This window comes from Curtobacterium sp. TXMA1 (genome assembly GCF_020162095.1).
Lineage (GTDB): Bacteria > Actinomycetota > Actinomycetes > Actinomycetales > Microbacteriaceae > Curtobacterium.
The window spans coordinates 2,147,703-2,173,665 of record NZ_CP083910.1 but is presented as its reverse complement, the minus strand read 5'-3'; the positions used below and the strand labels follow the sequence as shown (position 1 = coordinate 2,173,665).

The window sequence follows — 25,963 nt, the reverse complement described above, 5'->3', positions numbered from 1 at the left end:
TGACGCCGGCGGCCGGAGCGGCCGTCCCACCCGATCCGAGAGAACCGCCGCGTGACCAGTCCCACCGCCGTCCGACCGCGACCCGAATCCCGAGCCACGGCAGCGTGGATCCGCGCCGGCGCCGCGTGGCAGCGGGCCGTCGCCCCCCGGCCGTCCGGGCTGCCGAACCTGCTCGTGCTGGTCGGCTTCCCGGTGGTCGCGCTGCTCGTCGTGGTGGTGCTCGTCGCACTCGGGATCTCCGGGAACTCGAGCGGCGTCTACTGGCAGTCGTTCGGCACCGGGGCGGACCCGGACCTGCTCGCCGGGCGACCGCAGGGCATCCGGAGCGACGAGTGGCTCGTCCAGTCGAGCTGGATCATCTCGCAGGTCCGCGAGGGCTTCCCCGTGGTCAACCAGTCCTTCCCCGGCGGGATGGACGCGACGATCCAGAACGACCTGCCGACGTGGGACTGGTCGAGCGTCTTCCGCCCGCACGTGGTCGGCTTCCTCTTCCTGCCGCTCGACCAGGGCATGGCCGTCCGCTGGTGGCTGCCCGTCCTCGCCGCGCTCGTCGCCGCCTACGTCTTCGCGGTCACCGTGATGCCTCGTCGCCCGGTCACGGCCGGTGCGCTCGCGATCGCGCTCTGCCTGTCCCCGATGATCCAGTGGTGGTTCCTGCCGACCACGATCTGGCCGGTCGCCTGGGCCTTCACCGGGCTCACCGCCGTGCTGTGGGCGTTCCGGTCGTCGCGGCGCTGGCCCGGCATCGTCGCAGCGGCGGCGACCGGCTACCTCACCGTGACGATGGTGATGAGCATCTACGTGCCGTACATGGTGCCGGCCGCCGTCGTGCTCGTCGCGATCGCGATCGGGTTCCTGGTCGAGCGCCTGCGCACGCCCGCGGTCCCGTGGCGGCGAACGCTGCTCCGCCTGGTGCCCCTCGCGGTCGCCGCAGTCGGCGCGGTCGCGGTGATCGGGGTGTGGGCGCTCACCCGGATCGACACCATCCGGGCCGTCCTCGGCACCGTCTACCCCGGGCAGCGGCTCGAGGCCACCGGGGCGTCCGACTTCGGGGCCGTCGTCTCGCTGTTCAGCGCGCCGTTCCAGCGGGCGTCCCAGTTCGGGGTCGTCCAGGGGCTCTCCGTCAACCAGTCCGAGGCGGCGGCGCCGCTGATGATCGCCCTGTTCCTCGTGCCGGCGCTGGTCTGGGTCTTCGTGGTGCAGCTCCGCCGCGAGCGCAGGACGGACTGGCCCGTGCTCGCGACCGGTGCGGTGCTCGTCGTGCTCTTCGCGTTCCTGCTCGTGCCGCACTGGGACGCCCTCGCGCACCTGCTGCTGCTCGACCGGAGCACCGACGCGCGGCTGCGGCTGGCGTTCGACCTGCTCGGGGTCGTCGCCGTCGCGCTCCTGGCCGCCCGCCTCGACGCCGGCGTCGGTCGGCGCAGGCCCCTGGGAGAGATGACCGTCGACGAGGTCCCGGCGCCGACCAGGGTGCCGTGGGTGGTCGCCGGGTACGGCGCGGCCCTGGTCCTCGGCTCGGTCGTGGTCGTCTACAGCAGCCTGCACGCGCAGTCCTCGCCGGTGCTCGGTGCCTCACACGCCTGGCGGTACGTCGCGGTGCTGCTCGCGGTCGCGGTCGTCGCCCTGGCCCGACGGTGGCTGGCGGCCGGAGCCGTCTTGGTGCTCGCCGCGGCGGTCGTCGTCGGCGGTGGCGTGAACCCGCTCTACCGCGGGGTCTTCGACCTCGCCACGCAGACGACGGCCGGTCGCGCCGTGTCCGACATCGTCGACGAGCACCCCGACGCACGGTGGGTGGGGATCGGCGGGTACGTCCCGACCGCGATGCTGCTCGAGACCGGCGCGCACTCCTACAACGGCGTGCAGACCTACCCGCCGGAGGAGATGTGGCAGGAGATCGACCCGAGCGGCTCCCAGGAGCAGATCTGGAACCGTCTCGCGAACGTCAACTGGCTCGACGGCGACGGGGACCCGAAGCTCTTCCTGCCGGTCCGCGACCAGATCCAGGTCGGGTTCGACGGCTGCAGCAGCTTCGCGCAGCGGAACGTGCAGTACGTGCTCGCCGACCAGCAGGTGACCGACCAGTGCCTCACCCAGGTGCGGAAGGTCACGCAGGGAGCGGAGTCGCTCTGGATCTACCAGGTGGAGCGGCGCTGACCGCGTCCCAACGTGACGGACGGGAGGCACGGTGCGGATCCGCACCGTGCCTCCCGTCCGTCGGGTGGTCCGTCAGGGGGTGGGTCAGCTGATCTCCGCAATCGCCTTCGCGCCGCCCTCGCGGTCGTCCTTGAACACGAACTTCCCGTAGGCGAAGTACCGGAAGACCGTCGCGACGGCCTGTCCGACCAGGGTGCCGGCGACGTTGTCGGCCAGCGGGGAGTCGAGGTGCAGGACGTAGCGCGAGAAGGCGAGACAGCCGAGCTGCAGCAGGATCGCGGCCACGTTGATGGCCGCGAACACCAGGAAGCTCCGCAGCGTCTGCGAGCCGGCGCGGTCGCGGAAGGTCCACAGTCGGCTGCCGAAGTAGGTGACGACGCTGGCCACCGCGATCGCGATCACCTTGCCGAGCAGGGGGGACCGCGAAGAGGGGGCCGGACCCGCCCCAGAACACCAGTGCGTTGTACACGGCGGCGTCGACGAGGAACCCGACGCCCCCGACGACGAGGAACGACCCCCGCGTCGGAGGTGTCCCAGGAACCAGCCGGTGGCGTTCGTCACGTGTCCTCTTCCCGGTCGCGGACGGCCTCGGCCGAGTCCGCGCACCTGTTAGCCTCTCGCAGGGGATTCGTGCTCACGTCCCCGCCGCTCGACGGATCCAAGACCACTGAAGGACCCTACCCCGTGACTCACGACGACCTCGTCATCGCCGCCATCGTGCCCTGCCACAACGAGGCACCGGCTATCCACAAGGTCGTCACCGACCTCAAGGCAGCCGTGCCCGGCATCCACGTGTACGTCTACGACAACAACAGCACGGACGGCACCGACGAGGTCGCGCGCCGGGCGGGGGCCGAGGTCCGGTACGAGCACACCAAGGGCAAGGGCAACGTCATCCGCCGTGCGTTCGGTGACATCGACGCGGACGTCTACCTGATGATCGACGGCGACGACACCTACGACACCGCAGCCGCGCCCGAGATGATCCGAACCCTGCTCGAGGGGCCGTACGACCACGTCCTCGGTGTCCGGCAGGACGACCCCGACGCGACCGCGTACCGGCCGGGGCACGAGGCCGGCAACCGGATGTTCAACCGGGTCGTGGGCAAGCTCTTCGGCACGCCGGTGTCCGACATGCTCAGCGGGTACCGCGTCATGTCCCGGCGCTTCGTGAAGTCCTTCCCCGCGCTGTCCCGGGAGTTCGAGACCGAGACCGAGCTCACGGTGCACGTGATGAACCTGCGCGTGCCGCACACCGAGGTCCCGGTCGGCTTCAAGGACCGGGCCGAGGGCACCGAGTCGAAGCTCAACACCTACAGCGACGGCTTCAAGATCCTGTCGCTCATCGCGCACCTCATCCGGTTCGAGCGTCCCGTGCTGTTCCACGGGATCATGGGCGCGATCTTCGCCGTGGTCGCGATCGTCCTCGCGATCCCGCTGTTCATCGAGTACGGACGCACCGGGCTGGTCCCGCGCTTCCCGACCGCGTTCCTCGCCGCATCGCTCATGGTGATCGCGTTCCTGACGTGGATCCTCGGCTTCATCCTCGAGGGCGTCACGCGGCTGCGTCGGGAGACGAGCCGGCTGAACTACCTGACCTACTCGGCGCCGGGCACGTCGACGCGGCGCCTGCCGGTCGACCACCCGAGCCAGGCGGTCGACCACCCCGCAGAGGCACCGCAGACGCTCCGTCACGAGCAGGGCGGCGACGCCACCGGGCGCTGATCCGCAGGGGGCCGGACGGCACCACACGACGACGGCGCGGGACCCGGTGGGTCCCGCGCCGTCGTCGTGTCGGGGTGTGTCCCGCCCGCCTGGTCAGACGCAGGACGCGTTGCGGTCGAACCCGCCGACGACGTACTGCGTCACCTCGATCCGGCCCCCGCCGGTGAGGGGTGTGCCGGAGCAGGCCTGCTGTGCGGCGGCCAGCGTCGGCGCACCGGTCGCGATCCAGCTCGGCAGCCGGTACAGCGGGCTCGACGTCGGGACGGACCCGACGATGGTGTTCCACTGGTAGGCGGTCGAGTACAGACCGACCTGCGCGCCACGCGAGGCCAGGTACGTCGCCATGCCCTCGAGGTCCGCGCGGTTCTGCGTGCGGTCCGCCTGCCACGTCCCCTCGGTCTCCACGTCGAGCCACCAGCGGTAGGCCGCCGGGTCGGAGATGCCGCGGACGGTCGCGTCCTCGACCGCGCGGGTCCAGCCGTACACGTAGGAGCAGGCCGCGTCGTACCCGCCGGTGCAGGTCCCGTACGGGTTCGGCACGGTCCCACCACCGTTCGGCAGCGTGTTGCTCGTCGGCCAGACCGAGGCCCGGCTCCCCGGGTTCGCGGTGTTCACGTAGAGCTGGACGGTCGGCTGGGAGGTCCCGCCCGATGCCTGCGCGGCCCAGTCAAGCTGCGACGACAGGCACGGGTTGGTGTTGTTGGCCAGTCCGCCGTTGACGCCGACGACCGCGAAGGCGGCGTCGCCGGGCAACGCGGACCCGCACTGCGGCCACGACACGTCGACGCCGGTGCCCGATGCCGAGGTGCCGTCGAGGAAGTACCCGGAGACGTCGACGTAGTCGACCGCGGTCCCGCGCGAGACCTTGGCCTGGAACGCGCGCGCGGCGGACGACCCGGTCACCTTCGTGATGACGGCGGCGGAGACCTCCTCGCCCGCCCGGAACACCTGGGCCGCGACGGACGCGTCCTGTCCCGCCGGCGTGACTCGGAGGTAGCCGTCGGACGACGTGGCCTGCACCTCGACGTTCGCGACGACCGCGGTGGCCGTCCCGGGGACGCCGCCGGTGCCCGTCGCACGCACCGTGCGCGGGGTGTTGCCCAGGGTGCCCGTCTCGATCCGCGTGGTGTCGATCGGGACGAACACGGAGCCGGTCGACGACGCGGAGTAGTAGCCGGCGACGTCCATGAACACGGTCGCCGTCCCACGCGACAGGCGGACCTGGGCGGAACCGTCGACGAGGCGCACGATGGCTAGGTTCGACACCGTGCGCCCGGCCGTGAACTCCTGGGTCGCCACCGACGCATCGCGGCCGAGCGGGGTCAGGCGGGTGTACCCGTCGGCGGTCGGGGCGTTCGTCTCGACGTTGACGACCACGGCGGTCGCGTCGTCCGGCACCCCGCCCCTGCCGGCGAGCTGCACGGGAACCGGCGTCGTGCCGACGGTCGGCGACGCGACGCGGACGGTCGGCAGCGGGGTGAAGGTCGATCCGCTGCCGGCGGCGTAGTACCCGGAGACGTCGAGGTAGACCCGCGCAGTACCCGCCGACACCTTCACCTGCACGCCGCCCGAGGCGAGCTTCACGGTCGCGAGGTTCGAGATCGTCCGGCCCGCGGGGAATTCCTGCAGGGCCACGCGGGCGTCGGTGCCGGCGGGCGTGATCCGAACGTAGCCGGCGGCCGTCGGCGCCTCGGTCTCGACGTTGACCACGACCGCGGTGGCGTCCGCCGGGACCCCGGCGCGGCCGCTGATCGGGACGACGACCGGGGTCGTGCCGACGGTCCCGGCGAACACCCGGGCGGTGTCGAGCGGTGTGTACCGGGAGCCGGACGCGGTCGCGGTCGGCGCGGCGCTCGCGGTGTCGGCCGGCACGAGGCCCACGGCGGCGGTGGTCAGGGCCGAGACCGCGAGCAGTGCGGTGACGACGCGGGAGACGAAGGGCATGCGAGCTCCTGTCGGTGACGGGCCGCCCCCTGCGACCCGAGGCGATGCTAGTGGCCGGGGCGTCACCACCGCGAGCCCCCGGGCCGTCGTCGCGGTCGGACCTGGTCGAGCCCTCAGACCCTGCAAGGGGTCGGGCCCCGTCGCGGGTCGGGCCTGGTCGCGGGTCAGGCCTGGTCGCGCGGCAGGTGCCGTCGCCACGACCGCCGTCGGGCCGCGACGACGATCACGGTCGCGAAGAGCATCAGGCCCGCACCGTGCAGCAGGTAGCTCTCCGCGGTGCTCGTGACCGCGAGGAGCACGAGCACCGCGGCCGGCCAGACGTAGGCGACACCGGGGAAGGTCGTCGCGGTCACCCAGGCGCGGGCGAACGCCAGCCCGCCCGCGACCGCGAGCAGGAGCGCGCCCGCGAGCCCGACCTGCAGGTACGCGTCGACGAAGGCGGAGAGGCCGGAGGTGAACCGCACCCCGGACGGGTCGACGAGGGTGGTGAAGGGGAAGACGTCCTCGGTCGGCCAGGTGCCGACCCAGCCGCGGCCCTGCATCGGGTCCTGTTCGCCGAGCAGCCGGATCTGCGACCAGAGGCCGAGCCGTGTCGCGGTCCCGCCGGCGGCACCGATCTCGGCGAGGACCCGGTGCCGGAACAGCACGGCCAGCACGAGCATGCCCAGGACCGCGCCGCCGAGCACGGTGTTGACGACGGGCCGCGTCGTCGGGGCCGCGTGCCGGAGCGCCCAGATCGCCAGGGCGGTCACGGCCAGCGCGATCATCGCGATCCCGGTGATGGGGGACTGCACGAGCATGAGCGCGATCACGGCCAGGGCGGTGGAGGCGACGGCCCGCCAGGTCGTCACCGAGCGGGTGAGGAACTCGACCACGAACGTGACCAGGGCGGTCGCGGCCACGAAGCCCATGAAGTTGCGGTTGCCGCCGATCCCCTGGATGGGTCCGCCGTAGGCGATGTTCCCCTGGATGCCGAACGCGGGGATCGGCACGTCGAGGACGAGCCCGGAGAGCACCTCGAGGCCGAGCGCCACGACGAGCAGGATGCGGAAGGCGTCGCCGGCCGCGCGGATGACCTGCACGAGGTCGCGGCCGAGCGCCAGGTAGAGCCCGAGTCCCACGAAGCAGAGCGTCTCGACCACGCCCCGGAGCGCGTACCAGGAGTACTCGCTCCAGACCACGCTGAGCGCGCAGAAGCCGACGAAGGCGAGCAGCGAGAGGGGCAGGACCCCGTGCCACTCGATCCGGTAGCGCTGCCCGAGCAGGCTGAGGCCGGCGAGGACCACGAGGGTGACGAGCGCGGCCCAGGTGCCGGCCGCACCGACCATCGCGTGGACGGCGGGCTCGCCGAAGGCGAAGAGCAGGATCGCCGTCGCGAGGGCCTGGCTGAACCGACCACCCGCCGAGAAGCCGATCCAGGCAGACAGGTAGCGCCGAGCGAGCGCCCGCCTGCTCACCCCGTGGTCCGTCACGCACCCATCCTCTCGCACCGTGCCGGGAGACTTCGACGTATCACGGAGCGTCGATATCGCGGAATGCGATGGTCCGGCTAGCTTCAACCGTCGATGGAGCGCCGAGCCGGCCGGTCACCGACGCCACCGTCGGGGCGCAGGTCGTCCGGACGGTCGGTCCGTCGTGCACCCGGGCCGCGCTGGTCCGAGCCGGTCCTCGCCCTGGTCGTGCTGATCGGTGCCGTCGCGACGACGTGGTGGCGGCTCGGTCCGGTGTCGCGGGGGACCGTCTGGGCCGAGGACGGGGGCGTGTTCCTGCGCGAGCGTCTCGCCTCCGGCGTCGACGGGACGCTCCTGCGGCCCTACGCCGGCTACCTGCACCTGGTCCCGCGCCTGGTCGTCGACGTCGCGGTGCACCGTCCCGTCGAGCAGTACGCGCTGACGGTGACCGCAGCGTGCTGCGTGGTCGTGGCCGCAGTCGCCGCGGCCGTGTTCCTGCTCTCCCGCGACGTCGTGCCGCGCCGGTGGTTGCGGCTGCTGCTCGCCGCGGTTCCGGTCGTCCTACCGATGGCCCCGGTCGAGATCGCGGGCAACGCGGCGAACCTGCACTGGTACGCGCTCGTGCTCGTCCCGTGGCTGTTCGCGCACCGGGTCCGGTCCTGGCCGGGCGCCGCGGTCGTCGCGGTGCTCGCCCTGGCGGCGACGCTCACCGAGCTCCAGTCCGTCGTCTTCCTGCCGCTCCTCGTGCTCGCCTGGCAGCCGCTCGCCTCGACGGGACCGGGGCGGCACGTCCGTCGCGTCCGATCGATCGGCGCGGCGGCGCGGTTGCGCGCCCTCCCGGTCACGGTCGCGGCGGTCGTCGGGTGCACGGCACAGGTGGTGACGGCGTCGACGACCGAGCGCCCGTCCGAGCGCGGGCACCCGTCCCCGGCCGACGTCGTCGCCGGGTACCTGCTCCAGCCGTTGGCCGGTCTGTGGGACCGACGGGTCGCGCCGGTGGGCGGGGCGGTCGCCGACCACGGCGGGTGGGTCCTGGTCGTGCCGGCGCTCGCCGTCCTCGTGGTGCTCGTACTCGCCTTCCTCGTCGGGCCGTGGCGTGCCCGGGCCCTGCTCGTCGCGTTCGCCGGCGGCTCGGTCGCGGTCTGGACGGCCGCCCTGCTCGCCAACCTGTCGGCGAACGGCCGGTGGGGCACACTCGACGCCGCCGGGCTCGCTGCCGTGGGGCCGAGCCGCTACGCCGCGGCAGCCGGCATGCTCCTGCTGTCCGCGCTGGTGGTGGCCGGCGCCCTGCTGGTCGAGCGTGGGACCGCTCGGTCGGGCGAGACGCGGCCGGGAGGCGCGGTGCACGTCCCCCGGTCGGCCCTCGGCAGGTGCGTGGTCGCGCTGGTGGTCACGACGAGCGTCACGAACGCCGCGCCCGGCGCGTCGACGCGGAGCGACGGTCCGGAGTGGGCGCCGCAGGTGCGGGACGCCGAGCCGGCGTGCCGCGCCGACCCGACGCGGGTGCTCGAGGTCCGGACGGCACCGTGGTCGGCCCAGGTGCCCTGCGTCCTGGTGCTGCGGGACCGCTGACGACGGAGCACGGGACGAGGATGTCGGCCCGGCAACGACGCACCGGCGCCCGGTCTGCTGCGGCGTCGGCGGTCGGTCCGGGGTCAGTCCGCGGTCGTGCCCCGGAACGCCCGGGCGGCGACGGGGATCCGCGGTCCGTCACCCGTCGACGCGGGCTCCTCGCCGACGAGCACCGTGCGTGTCTTGATGGCGACCACCGCGAAGAGGACCCAGTTGCCCTGGTAGAGCAGGCGGGACTCGGCGACCGCCTGCACGAGGAGCGCGACGACGACCAGGAGCGGGAAGAGCGACACCGGGTCGAATCCGCGGGGCCGCAGGTCGGGACCGTACGGGGTCCGCGTCGCGCACCACCAGGAGCGCACGAGCGTCGACACCACGTACAGGGCGAAGAGGACCAGCCCGACGACGCCGGTCTGCATGAGGACGTCGAGGGCGGCGTCGTGCGCCTGCAGGTACGTCACGCCGTTGCGGTGGGCGATGCCCGCGAGCGTCGGGATGTCCGGCCACCAGTAGCCGATCCAGCCCCAGCCGAGCACCGGGTGCCGGTCGACGAGCCCGAGCACCGCCGTCCAGATGTCGCCCCGTCCGGTGAGGTCGGACGACCTGCCGAGGAGCCCCGTCAACGTGCTGCGAGTCAGGACGCCGACGACCGCGACGACGACGGCGACGACCGCGACCGCCAGGTAGCGAGGAGCCCGCTGTCCGCTCGGCACGCGCCGGACCAGGACCGCGACCCCGGCCGCGAGGACGACCACGACGGCGGCGACGAGGACGGTCGACGATCGGGTGAGCGCCAGCACGAGGACACCGACCACGAGCCAGGCCACCGCACGGCCCCGGTGCAGCCGACCCTCGGCGAGCTGCACGGCGACCGCGACGAGTGCGAGCAGGGCGACCATCGCGAGCAGGTTCGCGTTGCCGGGGAGCCCCTGGATCCGACCACCGGTGAGCAGCTCGGCGCGCGAGAAGTAGAAGGCGTCCGGGATCTTCCGGTCGCCGTAGTCGGTCCAGATCGGTGCGATCGGGTGCCGCACGAGCACGGCGACGATCGCCTCGAACACCATCGAGAGCCCGAGCACCCACCGGAGTGCGGCCGACACGGCGTCGAGCAGGCGCCGCCAGCTCAGCGTCGAGGCGATCGCGAACGCGACGAGCACGCAGAGCAGCTGGGCGACCATGCTGGCCAGGGTCGCGGCACGCCAGTGCGACCACGTGACGCTGAGCAGGCACCAGGCGAGGAACAGCCAGAGCGCACGCGGCGTGCGGGTGAGCGGTGGACGGGCGCGCACCACGACCGCGATGCCCCATCCGGCCAGGGCCGCCCACACCGCGGCGGCGCCGTACCAGGTGATCGTGTTCGGCACGGCGTCGCCGGCGAACAGCACGCCGACGACCGCGGTCGCGAAGGCGAACGCCTCGCGCTCGGGCACGGTCCCGCGGGCCAGCGGCCAGGTGTTCGTCACGGCGTCCAGGCTACCGCCGGTCCGTGTCCGCGCGGGTCGGACGGGGCGGTCGGCCCGGGCCGGTACGCTCGCCCCATGTTCCTCGGCATCACGAACACCCCGCGCGACTACGCCTGGGGCTCGGTCACCGCGATCCCCGAACTGCTCGGCCGCACGGTCACCGGCGCGCCCCAGGCGGAGCTCTGGCTCGGTGCGCACGCGGGCAGCCCGAGCGTCGTCGTCAACCCGGCGATGGTGGGCGGCGCCGACACCCTGCGCGACTGGATCGAGGCCGAGCCCGAGGCCGCCCTCGGGCCGGACCGCTCCGGGCTGCCGTTCCTGCTCAAGCTCCTCGCGGCGGCAGCGCCCCTGTCGCTGCAGGCGCACCCGACCCCGGAGCAGGCCCGCGAGGGCTTCGCGCGTGAAGAGGCAGCGGGCATCCCGCTCGACGATCCCGCGCGGAACTACAAGGACCCGTTCCCGAAGCCCGAGCTCGTCGTCGCGCTGAGCGACCGCTTCGAGGCACTCAGCGGCTTCCGCCCGGTCACCGACACCGTGGCCGAGGTCGAGGCGCTCGACGCCGGGAGCGGACGACTCGGTCCGCTCCGGGCACACCTGGCGCAGGGGCTCGAGGACACCGTGCGCTGGCTGGAGACCGCCGACGCGTCGGCGCTCGCCGTGGTGCAGGCGGCGTCCGACCTCGCGGCCGCGGTGCCGGAGGACGACCGCACCCCGAACGTGCAGACCGTCGTCGACCTGGCCGACGCCTACCCGGGCGACCCCGGCGTGGTCGTGTCGCTGCTCATGCACCGCGTCACGCTCCGGACCGGCGAGGCGATGTACCTGCCCGCGGGCAACGTGCACGCCTACCTCGACGGGCTCGGCATCGAGCTCATGGCTCCCTCGGACAACGTGCTCCGGGGCGGCCTGACCGCGAAGCACGTCGACGTCCCCGAACTGCTCCGGGTGCTCGACTTCGCCGCGTACCCGGCCCCGGTCCTCGTGCCGGAGCACCTCGAGCCGGGCGTCGACCGCTTCGCGCCGGAGGGCGTCGGCTTCGCCCTCGTCCGCGTGACCGGAGACGGCCGCCCGGTCGGTCTCGGCACGGGCGGCGTCGCCCCGCTGCACGGCCCGAGCATCGCGGTCTGCACGACCGGAGCGGTGACCCTGGTCGGTGCGCACTCCGCGACCCTGCTGCGCCAGGGGGAGTCCTGCTACGTCACGCCGGACGAGGGTGACGTGACCGTCGAGGCCGACGCCGCGGCGGGGCTGACGTCCACGGTCTTCATCGCGACGGGTGCGTGAACACGCAGCAGGCCGCGCCCCGACGGGACGGTGCGGTCCGCTAGCGTGACGAGCATGAGTTGGCTGGTCACCGGCGGTGCCGGGTACATCGGGTCCCACGTCGTCCGCGCCCTGCGCGCCGCAGGGATCGACACCGTCGCGTTCGACGACCTGTCGAGCGGGTTCCGCGGGTTCGTGCCCGAGGACGTGCCGTTCGTCGAGGGCACGATCCTGGACGGCGAGCTGCTCGCGGCGACCCTGCGCGAGCACGCGGTGACCGGTGTCGTGCACGTCGCCGGCTTCAAGTACGCCGGGGTCTCGGTCGAGCGCCCGCTGCACACGTACGAGCAGAACGTCACCGGCACCGCGACCCTGCTCCGGGCCATGGCGGAGAACGGCGTCACGAAGGCCGTGTTCTCGTCGAGCGCGGCCGTGTACGGGACCCCGGACGTGGACGTCGTGGTCGAGGACACCCCGAAGGCGCCGGAGTCGCCCTACGGCGAGTCGAAGCTCATCGGCGAGTGGCTGCTCCGCGACATGGAGGTCGCCGCCGGCTTCGCCACCACCTCGCTCCGCTACTTCAACGTCGTCGGGTCGGGCGAGCCGGACCTCTACGACGCGAGCCCGCACAACCTGTTCCCGCTCGTGTTCGACGCGCTGCTCGCCGGTCGGGTCCCGCGGATCAACGGCGACGACTACGACACCCCGGACGGCACCTGCGTCCGCGACTACATCCACGTCGCCGACCTCGCGCACTCGCACGCCGTCGCGGCGCGGAAGCTCGAGGCGGGGGAGCAGCTCGAGCGCGCCTACAACCTCGGCAGCGGCGACGGCGTCAGCGTCCGGCAGATCATGGACGCCATGGCGTCGGGCACCGGCATCGCGTTCGAGCCCGAGGTTGCTCCGCGTCGCCCCGGCGACCCGGCTCGTATCGTCGCGACCGGCGAGGCTGCGGCGCGCGACCTCGAGTGGGCGATGCGGCACTCGCTCGACGAGATGGTCACCAGCGCGTGGGAGGCCCGTCGCCGCGTCGGCTGACGCTCCAGGCCGGCAGTCGGCGGGCTCGCCGTGTCCCCCGATAGGCCGACAGACGGCCTGCGACACGCCCGTACGGGGGACATGACACGCCGCACCGGTCAGCACCTCCTATGATCCGCGACTTGACGGAACGGAATCACACCGCTGTAATTACAGGCAGCGGCTTCGGTCGTTGCAGGCCGTCGTCGACATGTCAGGGGTGATCAGGGTGAACGGTTCCGACTTCCACGCCGGCGTGCCGGAGGACTGGCACGTCGATCCCGTGTCGCTCGGCGTCCCCGGCGTCCGTCGGCCCCAGGTCGACGAGGACGACCCGCTGTCGTGGCAGGTCGACTCGCTCTGCGCGCAGACCGACCCCGAGGCGTTCTTCCCCGAGAAGGGCGGCTCCACCCGCGAGGCCAAGAAGATCTGCGGCTCGTGCGAGGTCCGGTCGCAGTGCCTCGAGTACGCGCTCGAGAACGACGAGCGCTTCGGCATCTGGGGCGGGCTCTCCGAGCGCGAGCGCCGGAAGCTCCGCCGCCGCGCCTAGCGACCCGGCGCAGCGCCGTCGTGGCCCGGTCGGGAGGCACGCTGCACGCCCGGCGTGCACCGTGCGCTGATCGCTCGCACAGGTTCACGGCGCGCCGCTCCCGGAGCCGGGAGGCGCGCCTCCAGACCGTAGAGTGACGCGCGTCATGCAGCCCAGTCCCGCGCAGCCCCGGTCCGCCCAGCCCCGCGTCACCGCGGTCCTCGTGACCGCGAACGGCGGCGAGCACCTCGACCGGACCCTGGACGCCCTCGTCGCCCAGACCCGACACCCCGACAACCTGGTCGTCGTCGACGTCGGGTCCACCGACGGGTCGACCGCCGAGCTCGCCCTGGGTGGATCCGCCGGCCTCGTCCGCCTGCCCGCCGGCCGCCCCTTCGGCGAGGCCGTCGCGGCGGGGGAGCGCGAGGCGCCGACCGCCGAGGTCGGCGACGGCAGCGAGACAGCACCCGACGAGTGGCTCTGGCTGCTCGGACACGACAACGCACCGGCGCCGACCGCACTCGCCGAGATGCTCTCCGCGGTCGAGATCGCGCCCTCCGTCGTCGTCGCCGGTCCGAAGCTCGTGGACACCGACGACCCGTCGCGCATCCGCGCCTTCGGCGAGACCACGACGCGCGGCGGCCGCTCGCTCGCCCTGGTGCAGGACGAGCTCGACCAGGGCCAGCACGACCGGCACACCGACGTGATGGGTGTGTCGGCGGCCGGCATGCTCGTGCGTCGCTCGGTGTGGCGCGAGCTGCGCGGCTTCGACCCGGCGCTGCCGGACGTCGACGCCGCGCTCGACCTCTGCATCCGCGCGCGCCTGGCCGGACACCGCGTCGCCGTCGTGCCCGAGGCCCGCGTGACGAGTGCCGGTCCGATCGAGGAGTTCGGTCGCAAGCGGGTGTCCGAGGGCCGCCGTGTGCGCCTGCACCGCCAGGCCGAGCTGCACCGACGGCTCACCTACGCGCCCGCCGGACTGCTGTGGCTGCACTGGCTCCTGCTCGTGCCGACGGCCGTCGTGCGCGCCCTCGGCCACCTCGTCGCGAAGCACCCCGCCGCGGTGACCGGCGAGCTCGCCGCCGCCCTCGCCGTGGCCTTCGGCGGCGGCGTCCGCCGCGCCCGAGCGAACGCCGCTCGGACGCGACGCGTCGGCTGGGCCGCGATCGAGCCCCTGCGCGTCAGCTGGCGCCGGGTGCACGAGCACCGCACCACGTCACGCGACGTCGAGCTCGCCCGCGTCGAGGACGCCCCGATCGCACGCGCGTCGTTCCTGGGGGACGGCGGCGTGTGGGTCGTGCTCGCGGCCGCCGTGCTCAGCGTCGTCACGCTGTACCCGCTGCTCGGCAGCCCGGCGGTCACCGGCGGCGGTCTCCTGCCGCTGAGCACCTCCGTCGGGCGGCTGTGGCAGAACGTCGGCTACGGCTGGCACTCGATCGGCACCGGCTCCACCGGACCGAGCGACCCGTTCGCGGCCGTGCTCGCCGTGCTGGGGTCGATCACCGCCTGGTCGCCGTCCACGTCGGTGGTGGTCGTGCTCCTGCTCGCGTTCCCGCTGTCGGCGCTCGGCGCGTGGTTCGTGGTGCGCAAGGTCACCACCCGCACCTGGGTGCCCGTCGTCGGCGCAGCGCTGTACACGATCGCCCCGACGCTCGTCGGTGCCGTCACGACCGGCCACCTCGGGGCCGTCATCGCCCACGTGCTGCTCCCGTGGCTCGTGCTCGCGGTGCTCGAGGCGCACCGCTCGTGGGCCTGGGCGTCGGGCGCGTCGCTGCTCTTCGCGGTCGTCGCGGCCTCGGCTCCGTCGCTGCTGCCGGTGCTCCTGGTCGGGTGGGTCGTCTCCCTCGCCGTCGGTTGGCGGCGCGCGCACCGTCGGGTCTTCATCCCGGTGCCGGCCGCCGTGCTCTTCCTCCCGCTCGTCCTGGCGCAGGTCGCCCGGGGCAACCCCCTCGCGGTGTTCGCCGATCCGGGCGTCCCGTCGGCCACGCGCGCTCCCTCGGCACTGCAACTCGCGATCGGCCAGCCGCTGCCCGACTGGAGCGGCTGGCTCCCCGCGACCTCCCCCCTCGGGCTCGCCGCGACCGTGCTGCCGGTCGCGATGGCCGTGCTCGCGCTGCCGGTCGTCCTGCTGGCGGTGGGGGCGCTCCTCGGGCACCGCTGGGCCGTCGCCGGCGCGGCGCTCCTGCTGGCGCTCCTCGGCTACGCGACCGCCTTCGGTGCCACGCACCTCACCGTCACCGGGGTCGGGTCGACCTCGACGATCGTCTGGCCCGGCAGCGCACTCTCCGTGATGGCCCTCGGCATCGTGCTCGCCGCGTCGATCGGCATCGACGTCCTCCCGCGGACCGCCCCGGCCGCCGCACTCGTCGCCGCGGTGTTCGCCGGGGTCGCGGTCACGCCGGCCTTCGCCGCGTCCACCCTCGGCGACACCCTCCTGCAGCCCACCACGGGACGGGTCCTGAGCGCCTACGTGAACGCGGAGGCGCAGGCCAACCCGGACGTCGGCACGATCGTGGTCGAACCGCAGACCGACGGCTCGCTCGCGGTGTCGCTCGAGCGGGGGCAGGGCTCGACGCTCGACGACCAGACGACCCTCGACTCCACCGCGCTGCGTCTCAGTCGGTCGGGCGCGCAGCTGGCCACCCTGGCCGGCAACCTCGCCAGCCGCAGCGGCTACGACCCCGAGCCGGCGCTGCGCGAGCTCGGCATCTCGTTCGTGCTGCTCGACGACGGCCCGAGCGCCGACGCCGCGCAGCAGGTCCACGACCGGGCCGCCGGGGCGATCGGGCAGGACGCCCGCTTCACGAGCATCGGTGAGACCACGTCCGGCCGGCTCTTCCACTACGAGGGCGACGTCGACCGGGTGTCCACCGGCTCCGCCGCGACGCAGGCGACGCACGTGCTGTACCTCGTCGTGCTCGGCGTGGTCTTCGGCGCAGCGGCCCTGCTCGCCGTGCCCACCGCACCGCGCCGACGCCGCGCGACCTCGAACGTGATCGAGGCCGAGGAGCCCGCCACCACCTTCGACGAGGAGCGCGACGAATGAGCACCGAGCACCGGTCCGTCCGACGGTGGGTCGTCCGCGGCACCGCCACCGCGGTCGCCGTGGTGGTGGCCGCCGGCGCCGTGACCGCCGCGCACGCCATCGGGACCGAGAGCACCCCCGTGCGCCCGGCCGGTCGGCTCGTGACGCCCGTCCCCGCCGACGCCGAACGCGTGTGCGCCGGCAGCGCGCTGCGGTTGTCCGACGAGTCCGGCAACGACGCGACGACGGCGAGCACCGTCGGGTCGTCGCAGGTCGCGACGGGCACCACCGGCAGCACCGTCGACCGGTCGACGCTCGGACCGTCCACCACCGGTGGCAGCGACCCGCAGCTGCTCACCGCGCCGGCGGGCGACCGCACGCCGCAGGTGGCCGGCAGCACGTCGCAGAGCGTCTCCTCGGGCGATCTCGTCGGCTTCGGCGCGGCGTCCTGCGACGACCCGGGTCAGTCGACGTGGCTGGTCGGCGGTTCGACCGAGACCGGACGGACGAGCCTGGTCACGCTGTCGAACCCGACCGACGTCAACGCGACGGTGGACCTCGACGTCTTCGACGCTTCCGGCACCGTGCAGGCGCCCGGGACGACCGGCATCGTGGTGGCGCCGAACACGCAGAAGGTCGTGCCGCTGTCCGGGTTCGTCTCCGACCAGGGCTCGACGGTGGTGCACGTGACCTCGTCCGGCGGACAGATCGTCGCCCACATGCAGGAGAGCATCGTGCGGACGCTGACCCCGGGCGGCTACGACGTCGTCTCCGGCGGTGCCGCACCCTCGCGGACGCAGGTGATCCCCGCGGTCGTGCTGCGCGGTGCCGAGGAGGCGCAGCGCGGCGACGACACCGAGGACGCCGCTCCGGTGCTCCGCCTGTTCGTGCCGGGCGACCGCGCAGCGCGGGTGACCGTCGGGATCACGACCGCGGACGGCGGCGGGTCGACCGTCAACGCGACGGCCGAGCCGGGCGTCGTCACGGACGTCTCCCTCGACGACTTCCCGGACGGGCGGTACTCGTTCACGGTGACGTCGACCGAACCGCTCGTCGCCGGTGCCCGCACCACGAAGCCGACCGACGACGGCCGGAGCGACCTCGGCTGGTTCGCGTCGGCGGAGCCGCTCGGCGACCGGGTCGTCACGGCGGTCGCGCCGGGCGGCGGCGCGCGGATGAACCTGGTCAACCCGACCCGGACGGACGCGACCGTCACGATCACGTCCGGGGACCGCGAGCAGGAGGTCGACGTGGCCTCCGGCAGCACGGCCACCGTGCAGGTACCGGTGTCGACGCAGCTCGTGCTGACGGGCGCCGAGGGGCTCGTCGCGGGCGTCAGCTACGACGCGGACGACGGCATCGGCGGGTTCCCCGTCCGACCGGCGACCGAGGTGTCCACGCCGCTGCGCGTCTACCCCTGACGCTGGATCACCACCAGCGGGGGCAACGGTCGGTCACCAGTGGCGGTAGCGGTCCGGCGCCAGGTCCCACGGATCCTTGTCGATCAGCTCGCCCACCGCGCGGAACACCGCGGTCTCGACGATGACCCGGCGATCGGTGTCGTCCTTCTCCGGGCTCCGCGTGACCCGCTCGACGGGGACGCGGAACAGGGTGACCCGTCGACCGTCGCGGTCCACCCGCCACCGGGGCAGCCGGTCCGGCAGCGTCTGGTCGGTGGGCATGTCGGCCACCTGGAACACGACGCCCGCGAGCTCGTCCGGCCACAGCCCGACGAGGTAGTGCGCGGTGTCCCCGACGATCCGGTCGAAGGTCTCGGCGCGGGTGATCACCGGTGCCAGGTCCGGTCCGGTCACGCTCGAGCGGCCACCGCGTCCGTGCCGGGAACGACCGCGGGCACGGTCGACGGGGGTCACGGTGGGGTGCTTCCGGCGCATCCCGCCATCGTACGCGGCGGGCGCGCGACGGAGCGCGGCACCGGGCCCGTCCGGCGGCCGCGTCCCTCCGACCGGTAGGGTCGGTGCCGGTATGGACGTACGGATCTGCAGCAAGGTCGCCTGTGGCGCGAGCGCGTCGGCGACCCTGACGTACGACTACGGCGACTCGATGGTGGTCGTCGGGCCCCTGTCGACGCGGGTGGAGCCGCACGGCTACGACCTCTGCGCCCGGCACGCGGCCCGCCTGCGGGTGCCCCGTGGTTGGGACGTCGTCCGTCGCGAGCCGATCCGACGGGACGCGGCTCCGTCCGACTGACCGGGACCGCGATCGCACCCTGTCCGGGGCACGATCCGTCCGACGGGCGTGAGCCGGTCCGGTCGTCGGGACGCGGTGCGGTCTGGAGGCCCACCCCGCGTCCGTGACGTCGGCTGACGATCCGCGCCTCCCGGCGTGCGAGACTGGCGCCATGTCGACCGAGACCAGCACCGTCGCCCCGTTCCGCGTCGCCGACCTCGCCCTCGCCGAGGCGGGTCGCCACCAGATCCGCCTGGCCGAGAACGAGATGCCGGGGCTGATGGCCCTGCGTGAGGAGTTCGGTGCGTCGCAGCCGCTCGCCGGTGCGCGCATCGCTGGTTCCCTGCACATGACGGTGCAGACCGCGGTCCTCATCGAGACCCTCGTCGCCCTCGGGGCGCAGGTCCGCTGGGCGAGCTGCAACATCTTCTCCACGCAGGACGAGGCCGCCGCGGCCGTCGCAGTGGGTCCGACGGGGACGCCGGCGTCACCAGCGGGCGTGCCGGTCTTCGCGTGGAAGGGCGAGACGCTCGACGAGTACTGGTGGTGCACCGACCGCATCTTCGACTGGAGCGCCGAGGCCGCGGCCGCGGGGGAGTCGTGGACGGGACCGAACCTGATCCTGGACGACGGCGGTGACGCGACGATGCTGCTGCACACCGGTGCCGACGCCGAGGCGGCGGGCCGCGCGCCGGAGCCCGGTGCCGACGCGAGCGCCGAGTGGCGCATCGTGCTCGGGACCGTCGCCGCGTCGCTCGAGCGGTCCTCCGACCGGTGGACCCGCATCGCGGCCGAGGTGCAGGGCGTCACCGAGGAGACGACGACCGGCGTGCACCGCCTGTACGAGCTCGCGCGGAAGGGCGAGCTGCGCTTCCCGGCGATCAACGTGAACGACTCGGTGACGAAGTCGAAGTTCGACAACAAGTACGGCATCCGACACTCGCTGCCCGACGGCCTGAACCGTGCGACGGACGTGCTCATCGGGGGCAAGGTCGCGTTCGTCGTGGGGTACGGCGACGTCGGCAAGGGCGCGGCGGAGGCGCTGCGGGGTCAGGGAGCCCGGGTGATCGTGTCCGAGGTCGACCCGATCTGCGCACTGCAGGCGGCGATGGACGGCTACCAGGTGGCGCGCCTCGCGGACGTCGCCGGCGAGGTCGACGTGGTCGTGACCTGCACCGGCAACCTGGGGGTCGTCGGGGTTGACGAGGTGCTCGCGCTGAAGCACCTCGCGGTGGTCGCCAACGTCGGGCACTTCGACAACGAGATCGACATGGCGGGGCTCGAGACGCTGCCGGGGGTCGAGAAGGTCGAGATCAAGCCGCAGGTGCACGAGTGGCGACTGCCGAACGGCCGCTCCGTCCTGGTGCTCAGCGAGGGGCGGCTGATGAACCTCGGCAACGCGACCGGGCACCCGTCGTTCGTGATGAGCACCTCGTTCACGAACCAGGTGCTGGCGCAGATCGAGCTGCACACGAAGCGCGAGGAGTACCCGACGGGGGTGTCCGTGCTGCCGAAGCACCTGGACGAGAAGGTCGCACGTCTGCACCTCGACGCGCTCGGGGTGCGGCTGACCGCGCTCCGGCCGGAGCAGGCGGCGTACATCGGCGTCCCCGTCGAGGGCCCGTACAAGCCGGACCACTACCGCTACTGAGACGGCCGGGGGCGTCGAACCACGCTTCCGACACCGAACCAGGGCCGGGTGCCGGTTCGATGTCGGATCCCTGGTTCGTCGCCGTCGCCGTTGCCGTCGCTGCGGTGGGAGCGCGGCGGCGCGTCAGCGCGGGAAGCCCGGCGGCCGCGCCCCCGCGACCGCCGCCGCGCCGTCGAGCAGCGCCGCCCGGGCCCGCAGTGCCCGCACGTCGCGCTCCCGCCGTACCGCGACCACGCCGGCGAGGAACACCTCGGGGTGGACGTCGGGCACCGGCGACGCGTACTCCGCCGCGGCCGCAGCGAGCGTGCGCGCCGTGGCCTCGCGGGCCTCGGGACGCAGGTCGCCGACCGACCGGAAGAACGCGCCGAGCCGGTCCTCCAACCGCTGCGGGAGCGCCGACACGTCCGCCACCGCCGCCCACGGCACGAGCTCGACCGGCAGGAGCACCTCCACGTCCCGCCGCCGTGCTCCGCGTTCGTGCTGCACGAAGGTCCCGGCGAGCAGGTCGCCGAGACGCCGGGGCCGTGAACCGAAGAGCGCGACGACGAGCGCCACGGACCCCAGGGTGGACCAGAGCTCGAGCAGCCCGACCAGCGCGCGCGTGAAGGCGTGCCGGAAGCCGATCGCCCCGCCGTCCACCCGCACGACCCGGGTGCCGGCGGCCCAACGCCCGACGCTCTTGCCCCGCGTGACCGCCTCGACGCCCGCCGGGACGAGCACGAGCACGGTGACGCCGGAGACGATCCCGACGGGCAGGATCCACACCGCGTCGGTGCCGGCCGGCAACGAGCGCAGGAGCCCGAAGAGCAGCATGGCGAGCAGCACCACGAGGCACGCGCCGTCGAGCAGCGCCGCCGCGAGCCGCAGCGCGATGCCGGCCGGCTGCACGTCGAGCGCGACGGCCTCGCCGACGACGAGCTCGTCGGTGGTCTCGTCGAGCGCCCCGCCGAAGCGGGCGTCGGACAGGTCGCGTGGCACGCGCGTCTTCCCCATGGGATCATTCTGTCGTGACCGGGTCCCGACGGGGCGCGGTGTGCACGATCGGGGGAGGCACGTGGACCTGGAGGCCTACAGCGCGGTGCACGGCGACCGCTGGGACGAGGTCGACCGGCTCGCCCGGGCCCGGCACGGGTCGGGTGCGGACGCGGACCGGCTCGTCAGCGGCTACCAGGAGGTGGCGACCGACCTCGCGCGGATCCGCGGCGTGGCACCGGGCTCCCCGGCGGGCGACCGGCTGTCCCGCACGCTGTTCCGCGCGCGCCTCCGCTTCACCGGCACACCGGTCGACCCACTGACCGCCGTCACGACCTTCTTCGCACGGCACCTGCCGGCGGCGCTGTACCGCATCCGCTGGGTGACGATCTGGGTGGCGGCGGCGACCGTGGCGATCAGCGCGATCGTCGGCGTGTGGATCGCCTCGACCCCGGGCGCCGTCGCGACGTTCGGCACGCCCGAGGCCCTGCGGCAGTACGCGACCGAGGACTTCCAGGCGTACTACTCGGACCACGGCCTGGGAGCCTTCACCGCGCAGGTGTGGTCGAACAACGCGTTCATCGCCGCCCGCATGGTGGCCTTCGGCATCACCGGGCTCTACGTGCCCGTGTCGATCATCCAGAACGCGGTGAGCCTCGGGGTGTCCGCCGCGATCATGCACTCGCAGGGGCGGCTCGGCGACTTCTTCCTCTGGATCGCTCCGCACGGTCAGCTCGAGCTGTACTCGGTGTTCCTCGCCGGTGCCGCCGGGCTGATGATCTGCTGGTCGTGGATCGCCCCCGGTGCACGCACCCGGGCGCAGGCCCTGGCCGAGGACGGCCGGGCGCTCCTCACGGTCGCGGTCGGCCTCGCACTCACCCTGCTGCTCTCCGGCCTGGTCGAGGGCGTGGTGACCCGCCAGGACTGGCCGTGGCCGGTGAAGATCGGCATCGGCACGGTCGCACTGGCCGCGGTGCTCTGGTACCAGTGGGTGCTCGGCGGCCGCGCGTACCGCGCGGGTGAGCGGGGCGACGTTGAGGAGTTCGAGCGCGGCGCGACCGCCCTCACCGCCGGCTGAGCCGCCGCCCGCGATTCAGAGTCGCCCGCCGGCCTTGGCGCGGATGTAGGCGTCGGCGACGGCCGGCGGCACCGCCGTGGGGTCACCGCGGACGACCTCGGCACCGGCCCGGCGCGCGACGTCCCCGACGCCGTCGGCGTCGAGCAGGGTGCGTTCCGCGGCCGCCCGTCGGTACACGTCGCGTTCGGCACCCGATCCGACCGGGAGGCGTGACACCCGCCCGCCCCGCCGCTCCGGTCCGTCGTGGTCCGGCTCCGGCTTCCCGCTCGCCATCCGCTCGACGGCCGGATCGGCGATGCTCGTCACGACGACGGCGTGCCGCCGCGTCAGCCGGGGGAGCACCGCGAGCAGGTCGGCGGACGCCCCGACCGAGTCCAGGCTCGACAGGAGCACGACGAACGCTCGTGAGGTCGTCACCTGGTCGACGACGCCCGGCACCGCGGACCAGTCCGTCGCGGCGAGCCCGGGTTCGGCGAGCGCGAGCCGTTCACCGAAGCGCCGCACGACGTCGGTCCGCGTCGCGCCGTGCACCCGGTCGCGGACGGTGTCGTCGAGCACGACCAGGTCGACCCGGTCACCGGCGGCGGTGGCGAGGGCGCCGAGGAGCAGGGCGGACTCGATGGCGGTGTCGAGTCGCGGTTCGTCCTCCACGCGTCCGGCACCGGCACGCCCAGCGTCGACCACGACGACGACGCGCCGGTCGCGCTCGGGTCGCCAGGTCCGGACGACCAGGTCCTGCCGCCGGGCGGTCGCCCGCCAGTCGATCGAGCGGACGTCGTCGCCGCGCACGTAGTCGCGCAGGGAGTCGAACTCGGTACCGTGCCCGCGGAGCTGCAGGGTGGTCTCGCCGTCGAGCTCGCGGAGTCGGGCGAGCCGCGAGGGCAGGTGCCGCCGCGACCGGAAGGGCGGTGTGACGACCAGCTCGCCGGGCGCGACCAGGACGGCCTGCCGGGCGGCGAGCCCGAGCGGACCGGTGGAGCGGACGGCGACCCCGGTGCTGGCGCGACGACCGCGGCGGAAGGGCGTGAAGCGGACCCGGGCGACCCGGCGCTCCCCGGCCGGGACGGTCATCCGGATCCGGTTCGGCTCGTGACCGGCGGAGGGCTCCCACATGTCCCGGACGAGGGCGCGCAGCGGCCGCCGCCCCTCGTTCGCCAGGACGAGGGTCCCCTCGGTGGTGCTGCCCCGACGGGCCAGGTGCGGCATCCGTCGTTCGATGCGGACCGCTCGCGGGTCGGCGGCGAGCAGGACGTCGAGGCCGGCGGCGAGCACCACGACGACGACCCAGGCCACGCCGGCCCGGGCGCTGCCGAGCAGCACCGTGGGGACGATCGCGACGGCCAGGAGTGCGACGAACCTCCCGGAGACCGCCACTAGAACGGCACCCGGACCTGCTCGACGACCTGCTGCAGCACGCCGTCCGCCCCGACGCCCTCGAGCTCGGCGTCCGCGGCCACGCGCAGCCGGTGCCGCCAGACCGGCAGGAGTATCGCCTGCACGTGGTCGGGCGTGATCGCGTCGTAGCCGGTGAGCCACGCCCAGGCCTTCGCGGCGGCGAGGAGCGCCGTCGCACCGCGGGGGCTCACGCCGACACGGACGGACGGGGCCTGCCGGGTGGCGCGGGCGAGGTCGACCACGTAGGCCAGGACGTCGTCGCGTGCGCCCACCGCACGGACGGCCCGCTGCGCCGCCAGGACCTCGTCGACGCCGAGCACCGGTCGGACGCCGGCGGACCGGACGTCCCGCGGGACGAAGCCGTCCGCGTGGCGGCGGAGCACCTGCCACTCGACGTCCCGCGGGGGCACGTCGAGCGTGAGCTTCATCAGGAAGCGGTCGAGCTGCGCCTCCGGCAGCGTGTACGTGCCCTCGAACTCGATCGGGTTCATCGTCGCGGCGACGAAGAACGGGTCGGGCAGCGGGCGTGCCGCGCCGTCCACGCTGACCTGCCGTTCCTCCATGGCCTCGAGCAGGGCGGACTGCGTCTTCGGCGGCGTGCGGTTGACCTCGTCGGCGAGGAGCACGTTCGTGAAGATGGGGCCCTCGCGGAACGGGAACGTGCCGGTGGACGCGTCGAACACCAGCGACCCGGTGACGTCGCCGGGCATCAGGTCGGGGGTGAACTGGATGCGCTTGGTGTCGAGCGACATCGCCGCCGCGAGGCTGCGCACGAGCAGCGTCTTCGCGACGCCGGGGACGCCCTCCAGCAGCACGTGGCCCTGCGCGAGGATCCCGACGATCATGCCGGAGACGGCGCCCTCCTGACCGACGACGGCCTTGCCGACCTCGGCGCGGAGCCGACCGAAGGCGTCCCGGAGCGCGTCCGAGCTGCCGGTCGGCTGCGCCGTGCCGGTCGGGGCCGTCCCGTCCGGGTCGTGTCCGGTCGGTTCCTGAGCGGGTGACGGATCGGTCACGATCGTGCTCCTCGTCTGTTGCGGTGGGGCGTGCGGGTGGTGGGGTGCGGGTCGGGGGCGCCGGTCGCGGTGCGGACGGCCCGCTCCAGCTCGTCGAGGGCCGTCGCGCCGTCGCGGAGTGCCCGGTCGTCGGTCGTCGGACCGCCGACCAGGACGGCGCCGACGGCGGCGGGGGGACGGCCGGTCGCACGGGCCGCGGCGCGCACCACCTCGTCGACGTGGGTCCCGCGGGGGAGGCCGAGTCGGTGCCCGATCCGACGGAGTGCGGCGAGCCGGAGGGTGTCGAGCGCGTGGGTCCGGTCACGCGTCCTGGCGTAGAGCCGTGCGCGTCCCTCGGTCGTCTCGGAGGCACGGACGACGACGGGCATCCGCTCGACGACGAGCGGCCCGAGTCGACGCCCTCGCCAGACGCCGGCCGCGACCGCGACGAGGCCGAGCAGCAGCAGGGCGCCGGGCACCCACGGCGGGGCGAGCGAGCCGATGGTGGGCGCAGCGTCGGCCGAGGTGCGTGTCGGCGTGTACCAGACGAGCCGGTCACCGGACCCGAGCAGGTCGAGCGCGAAGGCGGCGTTGCCCGCGGTCGTGATGGTGTCGTTCCGCAGCGCGCCCGTCGTGCCGACCAGCGTGACGTCCCCGGCCGGGGTGGCGGTCCGGACGATGCCGGCGACGCGGTCGTCCCCGCTGCCGGTCGTCACGCAGAGGTCCGTGCCCGTCGGGGCCGGTCCGTCCGACGACGTCCGGTAGCCCTGGCCGGTCACGGTGAGGCGCCCCGCGGCGGCCACGGCCGGGACGGCGCACCCGCTCGTCGCTACGGTGGCGTCCCCGAGGACGGGCCCGGCGGGGACCACGTCGAGGCCCAGCGCGTCGAGCGCGGCCCGGTCGGTGGTCAGCAGCACGACGTGCTCGGCCGACCGACCGAGGCGACGTGCGACCGCGGCGTCGAGGGCGCCGGCCGAGTCGTCGACCAGGACCGTCGCACCGTCCAGCTCGGACCGGTCGAGGTCGTCGACGCGGTCGACCACGTCCACCCGGGTGCCGCGCTGCTCGAGCACGCGCACGAGTGCCCGCGCGCCGCTCGCTGTCGTCGACCCGGGATCGAGCGGCTCACGGGTCGGTCCGGTGGACGACTGCACCGCGGCCGTGAGCCCGGCGAGCAGCAGGCACACGAGGACGATGACGATCCAGAAGACCACGCGACCGGTGCGCCCGGGGGAGCGGACGACGGAGGTCGGGGTCGTGGCGGTGCTCACGTCGGGACCGCGGGCTCGGTCGCGGGACGTGTGGTGCGGACCGATGCCTCGGTGTCGAGGACCGAGCGGGCGGTGGTCTCGTCGGCCGCGGCTCCGAGGTACCGGACGTCGTCGAAGGACCGTGCCGCCCGGTCGATGCGGTCCGCGTGCTCCGGGAACCACGGGCCCGCGCGTCCGGCGACGGCGCGTGCGGTGGCACCGGGTACCTCGTGGACGAGATCGCGTTCGGCGAGTCCGCGAGCGATGGCACGGTAGCCGTCGAGCACCG

At 74.0% G+C, this 25,963-nt stretch carries 21 protein-coding genes; 11 read left to right on the top strand and 10 right to left on the bottom strand.

From position 1 onward, the window contains the following. Window positions 1-51 precede the first annotated feature (51 nt). On the top strand, window positions 52-2,154 hold the full coding sequence (locus tag LCG91_RS10245) for a hypothetical protein (protein ID WP_224441308.1): 2,103 nt from the start codon (window positions 52-54) through the stop codon (window positions 2,152-2,154). Between the two features lie 84 nt (window positions 2,155-2,238). Here LCG91_RS10245 and LCG91_RS10240 read toward each other — a convergent pair whose 3' ends face one another. Beyond that, a complete protein-coding gene (locus LCG91_RS10240; RefSeq protein ID WP_263480160.1) occupies window positions 2,239-2,556 on the bottom strand; it encodes a GtrA family protein in 318 nt (105 codons plus the stop codon). A 282-nt stretch (window positions 2,557-2,838) separates the two neighbouring features. On the opposite strand from LCG91_RS10240, the gene LCG91_RS10235 reads away from it, so the two are divergent. Then, window positions 2,839-3,879, top strand: coding sequence for a glycosyltransferase (locus LCG91_RS10235; protein WP_082687755.1), 1,041 nt, complete (start codon window positions 2,839-2,841; stop codon window positions 3,877-3,879). 93 nt (window positions 3,880-3,972) lie between these two features. Here LCG91_RS10235 and LCG91_RS10230 read toward each other — a convergent pair whose 3' ends face one another. Together LCG91_RS10230 and LCG91_RS10225 are read right to left on the bottom strand one after the other, a co-directional pair. Next, window positions 3,973-5,823 (bottom strand): hypothetical protein, encoded by a 1,851-nt coding sequence (locus tag LCG91_RS10230; protein ID WP_224441306.1) that lies wholly within the window; start codon window positions 5,821-5,823, stop codon window positions 3,973-3,975. A gap of 164 nt (window positions 5,824-5,987) precedes the next feature. Then, window positions 5,988-7,295, bottom strand: coding sequence for a hypothetical protein (locus LCG91_RS10225; protein WP_058729594.1), 1,308 nt, complete (start codon window positions 7,293-7,295; stop codon window positions 5,988-5,990). Between the two features lie 93 nt (window positions 7,296-7,388). On the opposite strand from LCG91_RS10225, the gene LCG91_RS10220 reads away from it, so the two are divergent. Next, entirely contained in the window at window positions 7,389-8,846 is a 1,458-nt protein-coding gene (locus LCG91_RS10220) for a hypothetical protein (protein ID WP_224441305.1), read from the top strand. A gap of 83 nt (window positions 8,847-8,929) precedes the next feature. On the opposite strand, the gene LCG91_RS10215 is transcribed toward LCG91_RS10220, so the two are convergent. Next, window positions 8,930-10,309, bottom strand: coding sequence for an O-antigen ligase family protein (locus tag LCG91_RS10215; RefSeq protein ID WP_224441304.1), 1,380 nt, complete (start codon window positions 10,307-10,309; stop codon window positions 8,930-8,932). A gap of 75 nt (window positions 10,310-10,384) precedes the next feature. Between LCG91_RS10215 and manA the strand changes: the two genes are divergently transcribed. The 5 genes from manA (at window position 10,385) to LCG91_RS10190 (ending at window position 17,564) form a co-directional block, all read left to right on the top strand. Further along, on the top strand, window positions 10,385-11,593 hold the full coding sequence (gene manA, locus LCG91_RS10210; protein WP_058750193.1) for a mannose-6-phosphate isomerase, class I: 1,209 nt from the start codon (window positions 10,385-10,387) through the stop codon (window positions 11,591-11,593). Window positions 11,594-11,647: 54 nt separating this feature from the next. After that, complete coding sequence (gene galE, locus LCG91_RS10205; RefSeq protein WP_058729607.1) at window positions 11,648-12,610, top strand: UDP-glucose 4-epimerase GalE; 963 nt, start codon at window positions 11,648-11,650, stop codon at window positions 12,608-12,610. A 190-nt stretch (window positions 12,611-12,800) separates the two neighbouring features. Beyond that, window positions 12,801-13,139, top strand: coding sequence for a WhiB family transcriptional regulator (locus LCG91_RS10200; protein ID WP_411955804.1), 339 nt, complete (start codon window positions 12,801-12,803; stop codon window positions 13,137-13,139). A 145-nt stretch (window positions 13,140-13,284) separates the two neighbouring features. Then, window positions 13,285-16,164 (top strand): glycosyltransferase family 2 protein, encoded by a 2,880-nt coding sequence (locus LCG91_RS10195; protein WP_152999115.1) that lies wholly within the window; start codon window positions 13,285-13,287, stop codon window positions 16,162-16,164. Further along, window positions 16,161-17,564, top strand: coding sequence for a DUF5719 family protein (locus tag LCG91_RS10190; protein ID WP_224441302.1), 1,404 nt, complete (start codon window positions 16,161-16,163; stop codon window positions 17,562-17,564). Before LCG91_RS10195 ends, LCG91_RS10190 begins: the two co-directional genes overlap by 4 nt. Window positions 17,565-17,597: 33 nt before the next feature. On the opposite strand, the gene LCG91_RS10185 is transcribed toward LCG91_RS10190, so the two are convergent. Next, window positions 17,598-18,038: a metallopeptidase family protein gene (locus tag LCG91_RS10185; RefSeq protein ID WP_058729600.1), complete on the bottom strand. Its 441-nt coding sequence runs from the start codon at window positions 18,036-18,038 to the stop codon at window positions 17,598-17,600. 91 nt (window positions 18,039-18,129) lie between these two features. Here LCG91_RS10185 and LCG91_RS10180 point away from each other — a divergent pair, with 91 nt between their 5' ends. Further along, window positions 18,130-18,354, top strand: a complete 225-nt coding sequence (locus LCG91_RS10180) for a DUF3499 family protein (RefSeq protein ID WP_058729601.1) — start codon at window positions 18,130-18,132, stop codon at window positions 18,352-18,354. A 151-nt stretch (window positions 18,355-18,505) separates the two neighbouring features. Further along, on the top strand, window positions 18,506-19,984 hold the full coding sequence (gene ahcY / locus LCG91_RS10175; protein ID WP_224441301.1) for an adenosylhomocysteinase: 1,479 nt from the start codon (window positions 18,506-18,508) through the stop codon (window positions 19,982-19,984). Window positions 19,985-20,107: 123 nt separating this feature from the next. On the opposite strand, the gene LCG91_RS10170 is transcribed toward ahcY, so the two are convergent. After that, entirely contained in the window at window positions 20,108-20,977 is an 870-nt protein-coding gene (locus tag LCG91_RS10170) for an RDD family protein (protein ID WP_058750197.1), read from the bottom strand. A gap of 61 nt (window positions 20,978-21,038) precedes the next feature. On the opposite strand from LCG91_RS10170, the gene LCG91_RS10165 reads away from it, so the two are divergent. Then, window positions 21,039-22,034, top strand: a complete 996-nt coding sequence (locus LCG91_RS10165; RefSeq protein ID WP_058729604.1) for a stage II sporulation protein M — start codon at window positions 21,039-21,041, stop codon at window positions 22,032-22,034. A gap of 15 nt (window positions 22,035-22,049) precedes the next feature. On the opposite strand, the gene LCG91_RS10160 is transcribed toward LCG91_RS10165, so the two are convergent. From LCG91_RS10160 to LCG91_RS10145, 4 genes are read right to left on the bottom strand one after another with little or no spacing between them, the layout of a single operon-like run. Further along, window positions 22,050-23,408: a DUF58 domain-containing protein gene (locus LCG91_RS10160; RefSeq protein WP_224441300.1), complete on the bottom strand. Its 1,359-nt coding sequence runs from the start codon at window positions 23,406-23,408 to the stop codon at window positions 22,050-22,052. Then, a complete protein-coding gene (locus LCG91_RS10155; protein ID WP_224441299.1) occupies window positions 23,408-24,445 on the bottom strand; it encodes an AAA family ATPase in 1,038 nt (345 codons plus the stop codon). Before LCG91_RS10155 ends, LCG91_RS10160 begins: the two co-directional genes overlap by 1 nt. Further along, window positions 24,442-25,695: a DUF4350 domain-containing protein gene (locus LCG91_RS10150; protein ID WP_224441298.1), complete on the bottom strand. Its 1,254-nt coding sequence runs from the start codon at window positions 25,693-25,695 to the stop codon at window positions 24,442-24,444. Before LCG91_RS10150 ends, LCG91_RS10155 begins: the two co-directional genes overlap by 4 nt. After that, window positions 25,692-25,961 carry a DUF4129 domain-containing protein gene (locus LCG91_RS10145; RefSeq protein WP_224441297.1) on the bottom strand — a complete coding sequence of 90 codons (270 nt, stop codon included), beginning with the start codon at window positions 25,959-25,961 and terminating at the stop codon, window positions 25,692-25,694. Before LCG91_RS10145 ends, LCG91_RS10150 begins: the two co-directional genes overlap by 4 nt. Between the last annotated feature and the right edge of the window lie 2 nt (window positions 25,962-25,963).

Bases quoted from the DNA above. Each gene is read 5' to 3' on its own strand.
- LCG91_RS10170 (WP_058750197.1), bottom strand. From the start codon at position 20,977: ATGGGGAAGACGCGCGTGCCACGCGACCTGTCCGACGCCCGCTTCGGC.
- LCG91_RS10180 (WP_058729601.1), top strand. From the start codon at position 18,130: ATGGACGTACGGATCTGCAGCAAGGTCGCCTGTGGCGCGAGCGCGTCG.
- LCG91_RS10230 (WP_224441306.1), bottom strand. From the start codon at position 5,823: ATGCCCTTCGTCTCCCGCGTCGTCACCGCACTGCTCGCGGTCTCGGCC.
- LCG91_RS10220 (WP_224441305.1), top strand. From the start codon at position 7,389: ATGGAGCGCCGAGCCGGCCGGTCACCGACGCCACCGTCGGGGCGCAGG.
- galE (WP_058729607.1), top strand. From the start codon at position 11,648: ATGAGTTGGCTGGTCACCGGCGGTGCCGGGTACATCGGGTCCCACGTC.
- manA (WP_058750193.1), top strand. From the start codon at position 10,385: ATGTTCCTCGGCATCACGAACACCCCGCGCGACTACGCCTGGGGCTCG.
- LCG91_RS10185 (WP_058729600.1), bottom strand. From the start codon at position 18,038: ATGCGCCGGAAGCACCCCACCGTGACCCCCGTCGACCGTGCCCGCGGT.
- LCG91_RS10195 (WP_152999115.1), top strand. From the start codon at position 13,285: ATGCAGCCCAGTCCCGCGCAGCCCCGGTCCGCCCAGCCCCGCGTCACC.
- ahcY (WP_224441301.1), top strand. From the start codon at position 18,506: ATGTCGACCGAGACCAGCACCGTCGCCCCGTTCCGCGTCGCCGACCTC.
- LCG91_RS10200 (WP_411955804.1), top strand. From the start codon at position 12,801: ATGTCAGGGGTGATCAGGGTGAACGGTTCCGACTTCCACGCCGGCGTG.
- LCG91_RS10190 (WP_224441302.1), top strand. From the start codon at position 16,161: ATGAGCACCGAGCACCGGTCCGTCCGACGGTGGGTCGTCCGCGGCACC.